This is a genomic window from Candidatus Schneideria nysicola (assembly GCF_019923565.1).
Lineage (GTDB): Bacteria > Pseudomonadota > Gammaproteobacteria > Enterobacterales > Enterobacteriaceae > Schneideria > Schneideria nysicola.
The window spans coordinates 232,468-249,950 of the sequence record NZ_CP074435.1; the positions used below are offsets into that span (position 1 = coordinate 232,468).

Genomic DNA, 17,483 nt, shown 5'->3' on the forward strand with positions numbered 1-17,483 from the left:
GATTAGATACTAGAAGATTAATAGGAGCCCATTTTTTTAGAGAGATTCATTTCAATGAAATGAACATGTATGTTGTTGTATCAATTTTCTATTAGATTAGGTTCTAATGGAATCAATCCTCTCTATTTTTAGAGGATAAAATTTTTTGTATTTCAATGGATTGAACATCAATAAGTTTACTTAACTGTGTCACTAGTAACTCTACCGATCTTCGACTAGAAACAGTTAAATAAATATTAACTATTTTAGTGCTATAAAAAGGGATGACATTTAAAGCACATAATTCAAATCCTCTATGACGAACTACACGCAATATACGTTCAATCATTTCGGGACAATACCGTGATTCTATAGAAAGAGAATAATAGTATATGATCATGAGAACTTCTCCAACATGGTATCATTTCCGGCACCTGGAGGGACTATCGGCCAAACATTTGAACACTCATCTATTGAAACATGTAAAAGAAAGGGACCTGGTTGGGTCAACATCATATTAATAGCAGAAAGAATTTCTTCTTTTCGAGAAATATGCATACCAGGAATATCAAATGCACGAGCTAATAGGAGAAAGTCAGGATTATCGTTTAAAGTAGTTTCACTATAACGTTTATTAAAAAATATCTGCTGCCATTGTCTTACCATACCTAGCCGTTTATTATCTAATAATACAATTTTAATAGGCAATTTTTTTCTTTTAATCGTGGCTAATTCTTGAACATTCATCATAAAAGAACCATCTCCAGAAATACATACTACCATACTGTGGGGTCGTGCTAATTGAGCTCCAATAGCTGCGGGGATCCCAAATCCCATCGTACCTAATCCACTTGAAGTGATAAAATTTTCAGGAAGACTAAAACGCATATGCTGAGCAGTCCACATCTGATGTTGACCAACATCGGTAGTAACAATAGTATCTTCTGGAGCGTAATCACTAATTGTTTTCAACAGATATGGAGCATAAATTGCTTCTCCTAATTGCTCATAACTCCAAGCATATTTTTTCTTTAAAAGATGTATTTCCTTGATCCAAGGATCAATAGATAGAGGGTGGATCAAAGCGGATAATAAAGTATTTAAATCTCCTAATAAAGTAACATGAGCCTGACGTAATTTACTTATTTCAGCGGGATCAATATCTAAATGAATAATTTTCGCATTGGGAGCAAAAGTATTTAACTGTCCCGTCACCCTTTCATCAAATCTCGCTCCCACCGCAATGAGTAAATCACAAGACTGTACGGCAATATTTGCTGCTGGATTCCCATGCATGCCTAACATGCCTAGATAAGAACTATTGTGATAATCGGCTGACGTACCTAATCCTTTTAATGTGACTACATGAGGTATACTTGTCTTATCAATAAAATGCCTTAATGTTGATACCGCACGGGCCATACCCACTCCACCTCCAATATATAATATTGGACGTGATGCTTTATTCATTAAATATTTGGCGGATTTTATGCTCCCATGAAGATTAATGATATGATTTTTCTTCTTAATGACACAGTTAGGTAACACCCCTTCTGCTAATTGAATATCTTTAGGAATATCAATTAGCACGGGTCCAGGGCGTCCACTACTTGCAATAAGGAAAGCTTCCGATATAATTTCGGGAAGAGCCTCTAGAGATGGGACTAAAAAACTATGCTTAGTACAGGATAATGATAATCCTAAAACATCAATTTCTTGAAAAGCATCGGTACCCATTAATGTTGTTTCAACTTGTCCTGTAATCGCTACTAATGGAACAGAATCCATAAGCGCATCAGCTAATCCGGTAATTAAATTCGTAGCACCTGGACCAGAAGTCGCAATACACACTCCCACTTTACCTATGGATCGCGCATACCCTATTGCGGCAATAGCTGCACCTTGTTCATGACGGCATAAAAGATGTTCAAGATCGCTATCAAACAGCGCATCATATAAAGGCATAATAGCGCCACCGGGATAGCCAAAAACCACATATACACCTTGTTGTTGTAGTGCTTGCACTACCCATTGAGCTCCATTCATAATTCATTTCCTTATTCATTTCCTTGATTTCATTCGAAATATCGACCGACTTATGAGATTAGAATAATTTATATCCTTTTTAATTTTAATGATGGACCATTTTATTGAATGAGGAGATTTGTAAGTAAAATAGTGGCAGTTATCATACCCGAAACAATATCATCGAGAATAATTCCTACTCCCCCTCTAATTTTATCACAACAGCAAATAGGCCAAGGTTTACAAATATCCAGTAAACGAAATAAGAAGAAGCTGATCAAAATCTCATTCCAATTATTTGTTGGAAAAAAAAAAATGTAATCCACATACCAATAAATTCATCTAATACAATAAACCCGGGATCAAGAGATTGAGTATCTCTTGCAGTTTTATCACAAGCATCTATACCGACTAAGATAGTCAACAGAATAAAAACCAATAAAGATGAACGAGACTGAAAGACAAATAATATCAACTCATGCCAAATTAGCATTGCTACGATTGATCCTATGGTTCCGGGCATTCTAGAATAGAGTCCACTTCCCAAACCGGTTGCTAAAAGATGCCAAGGATTAGAAATTTGTATCTTTTTTTGGATAAAACATTTGAATTCATACATCTCGGAATGAATCATTCCTTTTTTATTAAAGGGGGGAATTAATTTTATGGCTATTTTACTTATTCCTGAGAATATTGAGGAGAATGACGAATATGAACCGCTATTTTATCTAATACCCCATTAATAAATTTATAACTTTCTTTAGGACCAAATTTTTTAGCTAATTCAATAGCTTCATTAATCGTTACTCTATATGGAACATCTTTACATTGCAAGAATTCATAGAGGGCTAATCGTAATACAGCAAGCTCTATATAACCAATTTGTTCTATTCTACGAGAAAGATATGGTAACATTAACTTATCTAACTTTTCAGCATGAGTAGCCGTTCCTAAATAGACTTCACGAAAATAGGAAATATTCGCATGTGCCATCACCTCTAAATTAGATAAAAAATCTATTTCAATTTCCGCAATATTGTTTTTAGATAAATGCCAGGCATAAAGCGCCTGTATAGCACACTCGCGAGCACGATGTCTAGTCATTACTGATGAATGTAACATGGTTTCTGATTGAATTTTGGTCTTCACAATTTTATTCTCTGTAAGAGATTAATCATCTCTAAAACCGTCAATGCTGCTTCTGCACCTTTATTTCCAGATTTGACTCCTGCTCGATCAATAGCTTGTTCAATATTTTCAGTCGTGAGTATTCCAAATGCGATAGGCAAGTTTCTATCAAGAGAGATAGTTGCTAGTCCTCTACTACATTCACTAGAAATAAAATTAAAATGAGGCGTCTCTCCTCGTATAACTGTACCTAAAGCTACTATAGCATCATATTGTTCTTTTTGAGATAAAATTTTCACTACTAAAGGTAATTCATATGCACCAGGAACCCATATTACTGTTATATTGTCTTCTTTAACTTGTCCAATACGTATCAGCGTATCAATTGCACCATTTAATAAATTTTCATTGATAAAATGATTAAATCGCGCAACAACTATGGCAATGCAAGCGTCAGGTGAAGAAACGTTACTCTTTATAATTTTCATAATTTTTCCAAATTTTATTTTAATGTGATAGATTTAATTTTCTAGGTTTTAAAATGAGACGAACATCCGGTCCTATCTTTCGAATGTCTATCAAATCAAAAAATAATGCCTCTTTTAATTGTCTCATTTTAGGTAAAATGAATAAAGGATATGCATCATTTCCCAGCAATTTCATAGACTGATAAATAATTAACTCATCTACTAATTGATGAATTAATAAATTTCCAGCCAAATTCGATCCAGACTCTACTAAAACATTATTAATTTGTCTATGACCAAGTTTTTTAAATAGAGCCATTAGTTCAATTTTATTAGCATTATGTTTAGTTGATGGTAATAGTATTTGTTCTACGGATTTAGGCCAATGTATATCATCTTTTCTTAAACGTGCTAACCACGTTGGATTATCTCCATGTACAATACGATGTATAGGAGTAATTTGATTCGCACTATCGATAATCACACGTATTGGCTGACGTATCTTTTTTTTTCTATGATCACAATATAATAGCGACTGTATATCCCGTGGTAAGGAATCATAACGAATATTTAATTCTGGATTATCTATTAAGACTGTGGATGCAGTAGAAAGAATGACATCACTTTCTGCGCGAAATATTTGTAGATCTTGTCGTGCTTGAGACGAAGTAATCCATTTACTTTCTCCAGAAGCCATAGCAGTACGTCCATCAAGGGAGGAGGCTAATTTTATTCGAATCCATGGTAATCCAGTTCGCATTCTTTTTAAAAATCCTTTATTAATTGCTTCAGCTTCTTCTAACATTAAACTATGACGTACTTCAATCCCAGATGCTTGTAAGCGCAATATTCCCCTACCGGATACTTTCGGATTAGGATCTAACATTGCAACCACAACCCTTTTTACATTTGCTTTTATTAAAGCATCAGCACAAGGTGGAGTTCGACCATAATGACTACATGGTTCGAGTGTGATATAAACTGTAGCATTCGATGCATATTTACCAGCTATATCTAATGCACAAATTTCCGCATGAGGCTCTCCTGCACACATGTGATATCCCTCACCAACAATTTTCGCATTGCTAACAATCACACATCCTACATTAGGATTGGGTGCGGTAGTAAATCTTCCACGTTTAGCTAATTCAAACGCTCGTGCTAAATAAATTAAATCATAATCCAAGATGGACACGCTTCGTCCTTATTTTATTATTAAAAGAATAATTGAAATTCAGTTTATTTGACTTGATCTCCTGATGGGAGATAACCATCTATTAATTTTTTGAATAATTCCTTTACTATCGAGACCTAGATAACTTCTTACTTCATTTTGATTTCCATGGGGAATAAACGAATCAGGTAATCCGATGTTTAATACGGGTATTGATAAACGTTCATGCATTAAAAATTCATTGACACTACTTCCTGCTCCTCCCATAACTACATTTTCTTCTAAAGTAACTAATGTTTGATGTGTAGACACTACTGCAAGGATTAACGATTCATCAATGGGTTTAACAAATCGCATATCTACTAAAGTTGCATTAATTTCTTCCGCTACGTCTATTGCTTGTAAAAGTAAAGTCCCAAAGTTTAAAATAGCAATTTTTTTGCCTTTTCTACGTATCACCCCTTTACCAAGGGGTAAATTATAGAGTGGACTTATTGTGACACCTACGCTCTCACCTCTTGGATAACGTACTACACTAGGACCGTTTTTATAATGATATCCCGTATATAACATGAGTTGGCACTCATTTTCATCACTTGGAGTCATAATCAACATATTAGGAATACAACGTAAATATGATAGATCAAATGCACCTTGATGGGTTTGTCCATCTGCACCTACTATCCCTCCTCTATCAATAGCAAATAATACGGGTAATTTGGGAATAGCAATATCATGAATTAGTTGATCATAAGCACGCTGTAAAAAAGTGGAATAAATAGCAACGACAGGTTGATAACCCCCTATAGCTAATCCCGCTGCAAAAGTTACAGCATGTTGTTCTGCAATAGCTACATCAAAGTATTGATGGGGGTATTGACGTGCAAAAGTGACCATTCCAGAACCCTCACGCATTGCGGGTGTAATAGCCATAAGCTTCTTATCGACAGCCGCTGTAGAGCATAACCAATTACCAAAAATTTCGGAATATGTTTTTTTTTGTTTATCTATGATACTACAGGTATTTTGAGGGATAATACCTACGGCAGGATCGAATTTAGGAACAGCATGCCATCCAATAGGATCCATCTCAGCTGGAATATATCCTCTACCTTTTTGGGTAATGACATGTAATAATTGCGGTCCTCGTCGATCACGCATCTTTTGTAAAGTTTTTAATAATACAGGGATATCATGTCCATCAACAGGACCAATATAATTAAATCCTAATTCTTCGAAAAGAGTACCAGGATTGTCACTACTTGTTGTAGATAAAATACGAGATAAATAATTCTTCAATGCGCCTACATTTTCCGAAATAGACATCTCATTATCATTTAAAATAACTAATATATCCGATTGAATATATCCAGCATGATTCATTGCTTCAAACGCCATACCTGCTGTCATCGATCCATCCCCGATTACACACACTATACGTCGGCCCATACCTTCACGTTCTGCAACGACAGACATTCCGAGACCTGCACTAATTGAAGTCGAGGAATGTCCTACGGATAAAGAATCATATTCACTTTCTTCGTGACATGGGAAAGGATGGAGGCCACCAAATTGACGAATCGTATTAATATGTTCTATACGACCAGTAAGAATCTTATGAGGATAAGATTGATGACCCACATCCCAAATTAAGCGATCAAATGGTGTATTATAAATATAATGTAAAGCGACGGTTAGTTCGATTACTCCCAATCCTGATGCAAAATGTCCGCTTGAACGACTAATACTCTCAATTAAGAATTTTCTTATATCTTGACATAATCCAATTAATTTATCAGTGGTAAGATTACGTAATTTCTTCGGATCATTTATCCGAGATAAGATAGGATATAGTTTGCTATTAAGAGTCATGTAATCTTTCTTACAATGATTTATCTATAAAATTCAGCAAAGAAATAGATATATATTGTTGTAATATTCCAAGCGAGCTAGTTAGTAACTAGCTCGTTACTTACTATAAGCTTTTTTTGGTTAATCTAATGACCTTTAGTTTTGCTAATGCCTTTGCTAATTCTATCGTAGCTTTAATGTAAGCTAAGTCAACATGATTCGTATATTTACTAATATTTTCTTGTGCTTTTTTTCTTGCTTCTATTGCTTTGACTTCATCGAGATCTTTGCCACGAATCGCAGTATCCGCTAACACTGTTACTGCATCAGGTTGTACTTCAATTATACCTCCAGATACATAAATATATTCTGTACTACTGCATGATTTTACAATATATATCATTCCGGGTTTTATTTGTGATAGTAAAGGAGCATGTCTAGGGAAAATACCCATTTCACCTTCACTACCAGTCACGCGAATTTTCTTAACTAATCCAGAAAATATGCGACTTTCTGCGCTTACTATATCTAGCTGATAGCTGCTGCTCATAGCATCCATTATCTTTAATCTTTACTATTAAAAATTTTTTTCTTTATGATATTTTTTTTGAAGTATTAATTTCATCAATTGATCCAATCATATAAAAATATTGTTCTGGAACATCATCATAATCCCCATTGATAATACTCTTAAATCCACGAATAGTTTCCTTTAATGGAACATATTTGCCGACAGCACCTGTAAAAACCTCGGCAACAAAAAAAGGCTGAGATAAAAAACGTTGTATTTTACGTGCGCGAGATACTGTAATCTTATCTTGTGCAGAAAGTTCATCTATTCCCAGAATGGCTATTATATCTTTTAACTCTTGATAACGTTGTAAAATAGATTGTACACTACGAGCTACATTATAATGTTCTTGACCAATAATTAAAGGATCTAATTGTCTACTCGTAGAATCCAGAGGATCTATTGAAGGATAAATTCCAAGAGAAGCAATTTGACGACTAAGTACAATAGTAGCATCAAGATGAGAAAAAGTTGTTGAAGGAGATGGATCCGTTAAATCATCTGCAGGGACATATACAGCTTGTACAGATGTAATAGAACCACTTTTAGTCGAAGTAATACGTTCTTGTAATATCCCCATTTCTTCAGATAGCGTTGGTTGATAACCCACAGAAGATGGAATACGTCCTAATAAAGCGGAAACCTCCGTACCTGCTAACGTATAACGATAAATATTATCAATAAATAATAAAACATCATGCCCTTCATCTCTAAACTTTTCAGCCATAGTTAAACCTGTTAGTGCTACACGTAAGCGATTACCTGGCGGTTCATTCATTTGACCATATACTAACGATACTTTATCGATGACTCCAGAAGTGATCATTTCTTTATAAAAATCATTTCCCTCTCGAGTACGCTCTCCGACTCCTACAAAAACCGCATATCCAGAATGTTCTACAGCAATATTACGAATTAATTCCATCATATTTACAGTTTTACCAACTCCTGCTCCTCCAAAAAGACCAATTTTTCCTCCTTTGCAAAAAGGACAAATTAAATCTATTACTTTAATACCAGTCTCTAAAAGCTCACTAGTATCAGATAAATCTTCATAACATGGTGCAGAACGGTGAATAGGCCATCTTTCTTCTGAATTAATCTCTCCTTTCATATCAATGGGTTCACCTAATACATTCATCATACGCCCTAGTGTAGCCTTACCTACTGGAACTTTAATCATAGATTGTAGATCTATGACATTCAACCCTCTTCGTAATCCATAGGAACTTCCCATAGCAATACAACGTACTATACCTCCACCTATTTGTTGCTGTACTTCAAGAAGTAATTTTTTATTGATGCTATTATTTGGTTGTACTTCAACTGCATTAAATACTTGAGGAATAGCATTTCTTGGAAATTCTACATCTACTACGGCTCCTATAACTTGTACAATTTTTCCAATAGCCATATATATTTCTAACCTCTATCTTCTCTTTATATCAAAATATAACATTCATTAAAATACACTTGATCCTGATATAATTTCTGTAAGTTCTTGGGTAATATTAGATTGTCTCATTCTATTATAAGTTAGTTGCAATTCTTTAATCATTTCTCCCCCATTATCAGAAGCCGATCTCATGGTTATCATACGTGCGGCTTGTTCACTAACCATATTTTCAATCACACTGTTATACACTTGTGATTCTATATAACGTTGTAATAACATATCCACGATAGATTTAGAATCTGGCTCATATAAATAATCGCCAAATTTATTACTTTTATTAACATTCTTATTATTAATCGCTATTGGAAGAAGTTGTCTCAATTGAGGAGATTGTGACATTGTATTAATAAATTTATTATTAGCGATATATAATCGATTGATATTGTTTTTATCGTATTCTTTTAACATAACATTCACTATTCCAATAATATCTTCCAATTGAGGTTTATCGCCAATACCAGTTATCTGAGCTATAATTTTAACGCCAATCCCACTAAAAAATAATACTGATTTATAACCTATTAGTGCAAAATGAACGTCCATATTATTTTTTTCCCATATTTTAATATTAGTTAAAATATGTCGAAATAAATTCGTATTTAAGCTACCTACTAAACCCCTATCGGAAGAGATTACTATGCATCCAACACGCATAATTGATTCTCTATCCAATAAATATGGATGTTTATATTCTAAGCGTGCACATAAAAGGTGGGAGACAATTTTATGTATCATTTGTGCATAAGGGGAATGAGCTAACATATTTAATTTATTTTTTCGCATTTTAGCAATAGCAAGCATCTCCATTGCTTTAGTAATTTTTTGAGTATTCTGAATACTATTAATTTTAGTGCGAATATCTCGAGTACAAGTCATCATTTTTTATATTTATTCTATTTTAATATAACAGTTAAAATCTATTTCTTTTATGGTATTCAGAATATTTGTAAAATATTGTTCTACCTGTTCATTATAAATACCAGTCATATTTATATGTTCTAAAAAATCATTTTTATTTTTATTCATATAAGATAGAACGGCATGTTCAAATTTTCCAATTTGTTCAGGTTTTAAATCTTCAACATAACCTTTTTCTACGGCAAAAAATAATATTGCTTGACATACTAAGGCTATGGGCGCATGTTGTTTTTGTTTTAATAGTTCAGTAACTTTTTTTCCATGCTCCAATTGTTTTCTCGTATCTTCATCTAAATCTGAAGCAAATTGAGAAAATGCAAATAATTCACGATACTGAGCTAAGGCTGTACGAATACCACTAGATAACTTTCGCATAATAGTTGTTTGTGCCGCTCCACCAACTCGTGAAACCGAAATTCCAGGATTGATAGCAGGACGTATTCCTATATTAAATAAATTTGATTCTAGAAATATTTGTCCATCTGTAATGGAAATTACATTAGTTGGAATAAAGGCGGATACATCACCTGCTTGAGTTTCTATAATAGGTAAGGCAGTTAACGATCCAGTTTTCCCTATTTTTTTACCTTTAGTAAATTTTTCTACATATTCAGCGCTAACACAAGATGCTCTTTCTAAAAGGCGAGAATGTAAATAAAAAATATCACCAGGATATGCTTCACGTCCAGGAGGTCGACGAAGTAAAAGAGAAATTTGTCGATATGCAACAGCTTGTTTAGATAAGTCATCATAAATAATAAGTACATCTTCACCTCTATCCCGAAAATACTCTCCCATAGTACAACCAGCATAAGGAACTAAATATTGTAAGGTAGCAGATTCAGATGCAGTAGCTGCAACTATAATCGTATTCTTTAATGCATCATTTTCTTTCAATTTTCTTACGACATTAGCAACAGTTGACGCTTTTTGTCCAATTGCAACGTAAATACATTTTACGCCACTTTCTCTTTGATTGATAATCGTATCTATTGCTAAGGTAGTCTTACCAGTTTGTCTATCACCTATAATTAACTCACGTTGACCTCTACCTATAGGAATCATTGCATCAATAGCCTTATAACCGGTCTGTATTGGTTCAGAAATAGATTGTCTTTCTATAACACTAGGAGCGATTACTTCAATCGCAGAAAAATTTTCATAATCTAAGGGACCTTTCCCATCGATTGGTTCTCCCAAGGCATTAATAACACGACCTAGTAACCCGCGTCCTACTGGGACTTCTAGTACACGCCCTGTACTTTTCACTTTCATTCCTTCACTTAAATCTATGTAAGGTCCCAGAACGATTGCCCCAACAATCTCATTTTCGAGATTCAAAGCCATTCCAAAAGTCCCATTGGGTAATACAATCATTTCACCTTGCATAACGTCAGATAAACCATGAATTCTAATAATGCCATCTCCAACAGAGATAATAATACCTTCATTTCTTATTTCATCTGTTATATCAAATTGAGCTATACGTTTCTTAATCAATTCACTAATTTCAGTAAAGTTCAGCTGTTGCATCTTCCCTCACTTTTTTAATAGAGCTGCTGTCAGACGTTCCATACGATATCGTATACTACCATCTATAACAATATTTTCTCCTATTAAAAGTAATATTCCACCTAAAATTGACGTATCAATTTTTATATTGAATTTTATCTTATATTTAGGAAAATATTTTGTCATTACATTAGCAATTTTTTTTATCTGATCCGTACTTAATCGTATTGTAGATATAATATCTATATTAATTATTAATTCTCTTATGGAACGTAGATAAATAAATCGTTCCAAAACATTTGGTAAGATTTGTAATCTTTTATTTTTAGCCATAATTCGAATGAAATTTTGGCCAAAACAATCAAGTTTCTTATCACTTATTTCTATGAAAATAGAAGCAATATCATCGGAGGAAATAATAGGACTACATATCAATTTTTTTATCAATCTATTATGATGAATTAGTTGAGAAGCAAATTCCAACATGGATTGCCAATGTTCTATTTTATTCTCTAAAAGAGCAAAATCAAAAGATGCCTGAGCATATTGATGCGCTACAACCATATATTTCATCATTTTTATCTTATTCTAGAAGCATTTTAAAGTCTATTTATAAATTGATTAATAATTTCACTATTAATATTTTTATTAATAGAACTTTCAAGTAATTTTTCTACACTCATTAAGGTTAATTTAACCGTTTCTTTACGTAATTCCTCTTGAGCACGTTTTTTTTCTAAAAGAATCTCTTCCTGAGCTAATAACATTAATTTTTTGTATTCCTGTTTTGCTTTATTTTTGGATTCTTCCATTATTTGGATTTGATGTTGATGAGCTTTTTCTATAATATTTTTAGCTTCTAACTTTACTTGTTCTAAATAGGAAAGAGTTTCACTACGTTCTTTTTCTAATTGCTTTTTTTCTTGTTCAATAGCATTAAAATTTTCCAATATTTCCTTTTGACGATTCTCTATAATGTTGATTAAGGGAGGCCACACATATTTCATACAAAATAGAACAAAGAAGAAAAATGCTATGGCTTGTCCTAAAATTGTTGCATTTAAATGCATAGATAATACCTCGAATAGATTTCTCTTTTTTTTATTTATATGAGTACAAACATTATATATAAACCGAGACCAACAGTAATCATAGGAATAGCATCTATTAATCCCATAACAATAAAAAATTGAGTACGTAATAGAGGAATTAAATCAGGTTGTCTAGCTGCTCCTTCTAAAAATTTTCCTCCTAATATTCCAATGCCAATTGCAGCGCCAATTGCTGCTAATCCCATCATTATAGCAGTAGCTATGTATAATAATATATGTAGATCCATTACTATATTCTCCAGTCAGTATATAAGTAAGAAGTAGATTATTAATCTAATCAATGACTTTCATCATGAGCCATAGCTAGATAAACAATTGTTAAAATCATAAATATAAAAGCTTGCAAAGTAATAATTAAAATATGAAAAATAGCCCAAGGTAGATTTAAAACCCACTGAGACCACCAAGGTAATAAACCCGAAATAAGAATAAAAATTAATTCTCCTGCATACATATTGCCAAATAATCTTAAACCTAATGATATAGGTTTCGATAATAATATAATACCTTCAAGAATTAAATTAATTGGTATAAATATGGGATGATTAAATGGTTGCATTAATAATCCTTTAATAAATCTAAGAATCCCTTTAATCTTTATATTATAATATAATATAAGTATAAATACTCCTAATGACATAGATAAAGTAATATTTACATCTGCAGATGGCACTACTCTAAGTGCAGGTAAATCTAATAGCAATTTACTTAAATCTGGTAATAAATCTACTGGGAATAAATCCATAACATTCATTAAGAAAACCCAAACAAAAATTGTTAATGAAAGAGGAGCAACGATTTTATTGTCATAAGGAAATATCTCTTTTACATTTTTATTAATAAAAATAAATAATAATTCTATAAAAGTTTGTATTTTACCAGGAAAACGATAATTTACTTTCTTTACAACTAAATAGAAAAATAATGAAAAAATAGTTCCAAGTAAGAGAGAAAAGAATATTGAATCAATATTTAATATCCAAAATCCTTCATGAAAATCGTCTACTAATTTTAATTTATATAAATCCAATCGTAGATGTTTTAAGTGATGCCCTATATATTCTTGAGTATCAGACACTTCTATAAATATAGACACAAATCGATTCCTTTTATTATAAATAAATACCAATCACAATATAATATTAATAATCTTTCTCTAAGAAAGCAAAATTTAAAAGAGATATTTTCTTATTTCCAACATAAAATAAACAGGATAAATTCTTCTATTATGATAATAAATTATATTTTTTTACCCAAATTAGTAATATAGAAATAGCAGCGGGTGTTATACCTGGAATACGTGATGCTTGACCAATGGAGGTAGGTTTACATGCATTTAATTTACTCACAACTTCATTAGAAAGTCCAGGAATCATACTGAAATCAATAGTATTTGGTAATCTTGTTTCTTCATTACGTTTATGAGAAAGAATTTCTTTTTGTTGATTCTTAATATAACCTTCATATTTGATTTGAATTTCAATCTCTTCTGTTACTTGACTCTCTTCTAATAGAGGAGAGAATTGAACTATATTTTTTAGTAACCTATAGTTCATTTCAGGTCTACGCAGTAATTCTTCTCCATTATATTCACGGATTAAAGGTGTTTTCATCAAATTATTAAGTATATTAATATTACTATCACTTGGTTTAATTTTGATGTTCCGTATTCTTTGACGTTCTTTTTCTATTAAAGAAATTTTATTACAAAAATGACACCAACGTTCTTCATCTATTAATCCTAAATTTTTAGCTATTTCTGTTAAACGAATATCCGCATTATCTTCACGAAGCATTAGTCTATATTCGGCACGTGAAGTAAAAATACGATATGGTTCTTTTGTCCCTAATGTACATAAATCATCTATCATTACTCCTAAGTAAGCTTGATCACGTCGAGGTATCCAATAATCCTTATCCTTAGCTAATTGTGCCGCATTCAATCCAGCAAGCATCCCTTGTGCCGCAGCTTCTTCATATCCAGTCGTCCCATTAATTTGACCAGCGAAAAATAAACCTTTTACTAATTTACTTTCTAATGTGAGATACAAATCTCGAGGATCTAAACAATCATATTCTACAGCATAACCTGGTTGAATAATATGAGCATTTTCTAATGCTTTTATTGAACGAATCATTCTAATCTGTATTTCAAATGGTAAACTAGTAGAAATACCATTTGGATAAATATTATTACTATTTAATCCTTCCGGTTCTAAAAAAACTTGATGAGAATCTCTATTTGGAAATTTAATCACTTTATCTTCTATAGAAGGACAATAACGAGGTCCTGTTCCTATAATCTTTCCCGAATACATTGGACTATATTTTAAATTATCTCTAATAATTGTATGGGTTTGTATATTGGTATGAGTAATATAACAAGGGATTTGACGAGGATGTTGATCTATTGATCCCATAAAGGAAAATACTGGCAGTGGATTATCACTATATTGTTTTTCTAGTTTACTTAAATCAATACTACGTGCATCAATACGAGGGGGAGTCCCCGTTTTAAATCTTTTTATTCGAAAAGGAATATCATGAAATTGATGGAATAATATAGTAGTTGGTAACTCTCCAATTCTACCTCCATTAGAACTATTGGATCCAATATAAATTTTCCCATTTAAAAAAGTTCCAACCGTAATAATTATAGAAGATGCATAGAATATTAATCCATTGGTTGTCATGATTCCTATAATGGAATTATTTTTTATAAGTAATTTACTTACTATTTGCTGTATAATTTGTAAATTATTTTGATTTTTTAGTGCAGTATATATTGCCTTTTTATAAAGCATTCTATCCGCTTGAGCTCGTGTAGATCTAACCGCTGCTCCTTTTTTCATATTTAATTTTCTAAATTGAATGCCTGATATATCAATAGCTTTTGCCATAATACCACCCATAGCATCAATTTCTTTAACTAAATGCCCTTTTCCTATTCCTCCTATTGATGGATTACAAGATAAATTTCCTATAGTTTGTATAGATTGTGTTAAAATTAAAGTCTTACAACCTAATCTTGCTGCAGCCATTCCAGCTTCTGTTCCAGCATGACCTCCACCAATAACTAGTACTTCGAAATGATTCGAACGTTTCATATATTAATTTTATCAATATTATAAATTAAATGATATATACTAATTTACTTCATTTATTTTTTATAAACTGGATATTTATTACAGAGATATAATACCTTCTTTTTTATAAATTGAAGATGATCTTTATCATGAATATTTTTTATGATATCACATATCCAATTAGCAATTTTATTAACCTCACATTCTTTAAATCCTCTACGCGTTACTGAAGGGGTCCCAATACGTATCCCAGAAGTAAGAAATGGACTTCTCTTATCATTTGGCACACTATTCTTATTAACAATAATATTAGCTTGATTTAAAATATCACTAATCATTTTTCCAGTAAACGTATCATTTGTAAAATCTAATAAGAATAAATGATTCTCAGTATGTCCGGATACTACTTTATAATTACGAGAAAGAAATACTTTCACCATTTCTTTTGCATTTTTAATAACTTGCTTTTGATATAATATAAATTTTGGTTCCATTGCTTCCTTAAAAGCAATAGCTTTTCCTGCAATTACATGTATGAGAGGTCCTCCTTGTAATCCAGGAAAAATCGCACGGTTTAGTTTATCATAAAAATTTTTTTCTCCTATCGAGGATAAAATCATTCCACCTCTCGGACCAGCAAGAGTCTTATGGGTAGTAGTAGTTACTACATGTGCATAAGGGATTGGATTAGGATAGAGACCTGTAGCTACTAGACCGGCAATATGTGACATATCGACCAGAAAGTATGCATTAATATAATCAGCTATTTTTCTAATTTTCTTCCAATTTACTATGCCTGAATAGGCTGAAAATCCACCAATTATCATTTTAGGTTTATACATTTTGGCTAATCGATATATCTCATCATAATTAATGTATCCTTTTTCATTTAAACCATAAGATATTACATTATATAATTTACCAGAAAAATTCACTTTTGCACCATGAGTTAAATGTCCTCCTTGATCTAATTTCATCCCTAATATCATATCTCCTGGTTGTAATAATGCACTATATACAGCTAAATTCGCTTGTGAACCTGAATGTGGTTGAACATTGGCATAATCTGCTTTAAATAATATTTTAGCACGATCAATAGCAATTTTCTCTACTAAGTCAACGTATTCACATCCTCCATAATAACGATTTTCCGGATAACCTTCAGCATATTTATTCGTTAAGTGAGAGCCTTGAGCCTGCATAATAGCAGGACTAACGTAATTTTCTGATGCAATTAATTCAATATGTTCTTCCTGTCTTTGTATTTCTTTTTGTATTGCATCCCATATTTCAGTATCATAATCTTTCATTGTGTTGTTCAATATAAACATAAAATTCTTCCTTGTTAGTTCAGAATGAGCTTAAAGTATCTATATATACTGAATTTTATGTATGTTGTGATTAAATATTAATAGAGAAATTTTCTACCGTTACATCTTTAGGTAATTTAAATTTGAATATAGACGAATCTTCTTTTTTTAAAAATTTTTGATTTTTTAACTCATAAACACTCTGAGTCCCATTTTTTTCCCAAAGATTAAAATATTGAATTATTCCGCTTTTATCTATATGAATAGATATCATTTTTAAATGACTCTCTTTATTTTTTGGAATAAAAATAAAAATATCGTCATTTTTATTCATTTGATACGATTTATTATAAATAGGTTTAAAGTAGAAATCCGTTAATATTACTATATTTTTTAATTCTTTTTTCTGTAAGGAAAAAATCATAACTTGTTTTAATATAGGATAATAATTCCAAAGATTTTTTCCATCTGAAATGAAAAAACTTTCTGGATTAATAGTATGAATATGACATAAATTAGGATATTTTAACCAAAGCTCTCCTTTTGCTTCTTGTATAATATTATCTTCAATATCTAATATTTTTTGTTCAAATATAGCATAAAAGACATCATTCTTATTTAAACGTTTTTTAAAACTATCATAATGTTCTGTAGCTAGAACTTGAGTAATAATTAGAGAAATAATGATAATAGTAATTACTAAATATTTTTTCATTAGATTGTATATATTCATATATAATTAAAAATTATTTACATATATAGATAAAAAATCTAGATCAAATAAATATGATAAAATATCTCCTTCACTATATAAAAATAATAGTTAGTTGATCCAGTTATAATTAATATAATTAAGATAAAATAAAAAATTTATATAATTGAAATATTTTTATA

At 31.6% G+C, this 17,483-nt stretch carries 17 protein-coding genes and 1 pseudogene; all 18 read right to left on the minus strand.

The genetic code is table 11. The annotated features are described in order from the left end of the window. Positions 1-112: 112 nt before the first annotated feature. The 18 genes and pseudogenes from ilvM to lolA all read right to left on the minus strand — a co-directional run bounded on the left by ilvM (position 113) and on the right by lolA (position 17,304). Positions 113-373 (minus strand): acetolactate synthase 2 small subunit, encoded by a 261-nt coding sequence (gene ilvM, locus KEC37_RS01160; RefSeq protein ID WP_223138892.1) that lies wholly within the window; start codon positions 371-373, stop codon positions 113-115. A 2-nt stretch (positions 374-375) separates the two neighbouring features. Next, positions 376-2,025 (minus strand): acetolactate synthase 2 catalytic subunit, encoded by a 1,650-nt coding sequence (gene ilvG, locus KEC37_RS01165; RefSeq protein WP_223139748.1) that lies wholly within the window; start codon positions 2,023-2,025, stop codon positions 376-378. A 101-nt stretch (positions 2,026-2,126) separates the two neighbouring features. Next, positions 2,127-2,638, minus strand: a pseudogene (locus KEC37_RS01170) (phosphatidylglycerophosphatase A family protein). Between the two features lie 44 nt (positions 2,639-2,682). Continuing rightward, positions 2,683-3,108, minus strand: a complete 426-nt coding sequence (nusB, locus tag KEC37_RS01175) for a transcription antitermination factor NusB (RefSeq protein ID WP_223138893.1) — start codon at positions 3,106-3,108, stop codon at positions 2,683-2,685. A gap of 41 nt (positions 3,109-3,149) precedes the next feature. Continuing rightward, positions 3,150-3,620 (minus strand): 6,7-dimethyl-8-ribityllumazine synthase, encoded by a 471-nt coding sequence (ribH, locus tag KEC37_RS01180; RefSeq protein ID WP_223139749.1) that lies wholly within the window; start codon positions 3,618-3,620, stop codon positions 3,150-3,152. Between the two features lie 19 nt (positions 3,621-3,639). Further along, on the minus strand, positions 3,640-4,785 hold the full coding sequence (gene ribD / locus KEC37_RS01185; RefSeq protein WP_223138894.1) for a bifunctional diaminohydroxyphosphoribosylaminopyrimidine deaminase/5-amino-6-(5-phosphoribosylamino)uracil reductase RibD: 1,146 nt from the start codon (positions 4,783-4,785) through the stop codon (positions 3,640-3,642). A gap of 48 nt (positions 4,786-4,833) precedes the next feature. Next, positions 4,834-6,645, minus strand: a complete 1,812-nt coding sequence (gene dxs, locus KEC37_RS01190; protein WP_223139285.1) for a 1-deoxy-D-xylulose-5-phosphate synthase — start codon at positions 6,643-6,645, stop codon at positions 4,834-4,836. Between the two features lie 103 nt (positions 6,646-6,748). Beyond that, positions 6,749-7,174, minus strand: a complete 426-nt coding sequence (locus KEC37_RS01195; RefSeq protein WP_223139789.1) for a F0F1 ATP synthase subunit epsilon — start codon at positions 7,172-7,174, stop codon at positions 6,749-6,751. A gap of 43 nt (positions 7,175-7,217) precedes the next feature. Continuing rightward, entirely contained in the window at positions 7,218-8,609 is a 1,392-nt protein-coding gene (atpD, locus tag KEC37_RS01200) for a F0F1 ATP synthase subunit beta (protein ID WP_223139750.1), read from the minus strand. Between the two features lie 48 nt (positions 8,610-8,657). After that, positions 8,658-9,527: a F0F1 ATP synthase subunit gamma gene (atpG, locus tag KEC37_RS01205; RefSeq protein WP_223139790.1), complete on the minus strand. Its 870-nt coding sequence runs from the start codon at positions 9,525-9,527 to the stop codon at positions 8,658-8,660. 12 nt (positions 9,528-9,539) lie between these two features. After that, positions 9,540-11,102 carry a F0F1 ATP synthase subunit alpha gene (atpA, locus tag KEC37_RS01210; protein ID WP_223139751.1) on the minus strand — a complete coding sequence of 521 codons (1,563 nt, stop codon included), beginning with the start codon at positions 11,100-11,102 and terminating at the stop codon, positions 9,540-9,542. Between the two features lie 6 nt (positions 11,103-11,108). Beyond that, positions 11,109-11,657: an ATP synthase F1 subunit delta gene (atpH, locus tag KEC37_RS01215; protein WP_223139752.1), complete on the minus strand. Its 549-nt coding sequence runs from the start codon at positions 11,655-11,657 to the stop codon at positions 11,109-11,111. Positions 11,658-11,680: 23 nt separating this feature from the next. Then, complete coding sequence (locus KEC37_RS01220) at positions 11,681-12,151, minus strand: F0F1 ATP synthase subunit B (protein WP_223139288.1); 471 nt, start codon at positions 12,149-12,151, stop codon at positions 11,681-11,683. A 35-nt stretch (positions 12,152-12,186) separates the two neighbouring features. Further along, complete coding sequence (gene atpE, locus KEC37_RS01225) at positions 12,187-12,435, minus strand: F0F1 ATP synthase subunit C (protein ID WP_223138897.1); 249 nt, start codon at positions 12,433-12,435, stop codon at positions 12,187-12,189. Between the two features lie 35 nt (positions 12,436-12,470). Then, entirely contained in the window at positions 12,471-13,283 is an 813-nt protein-coding gene (atpB, locus tag KEC37_RS01230; protein ID WP_246778198.1) for a F0F1 ATP synthase subunit A, read from the minus strand. Between the two features lie 136 nt (positions 13,284-13,419). Further along, entirely contained in the window at positions 13,420-15,300 is a 1,881-nt protein-coding gene (mnmG, locus tag KEC37_RS01235; protein WP_223139754.1) for a tRNA uridine-5-carboxymethylaminomethyl(34) synthesis enzyme MnmG, read from the minus strand. 53 nt (positions 15,301-15,353) lie between these two features. Further along, on the minus strand, positions 15,354-16,610 hold the full coding sequence (glyA, locus tag KEC37_RS01240) for a serine hydroxymethyltransferase (RefSeq protein WP_223139755.1): 1,257 nt from the start codon (positions 16,608-16,610) through the stop codon (positions 15,354-15,356). Between the two features lie 70 nt (positions 16,611-16,680). Continuing rightward, positions 16,681-17,304 carry an outer membrane lipoprotein periplasmic chaperone LolA gene (gene lolA / locus KEC37_RS01245; protein WP_223139756.1) on the minus strand — a complete coding sequence of 208 codons (624 nt, stop codon included), beginning with the start codon at positions 17,302-17,304 and terminating at the stop codon, positions 16,681-16,683. Between the last annotated feature and the right edge of the window lie 179 nt (positions 17,305-17,483).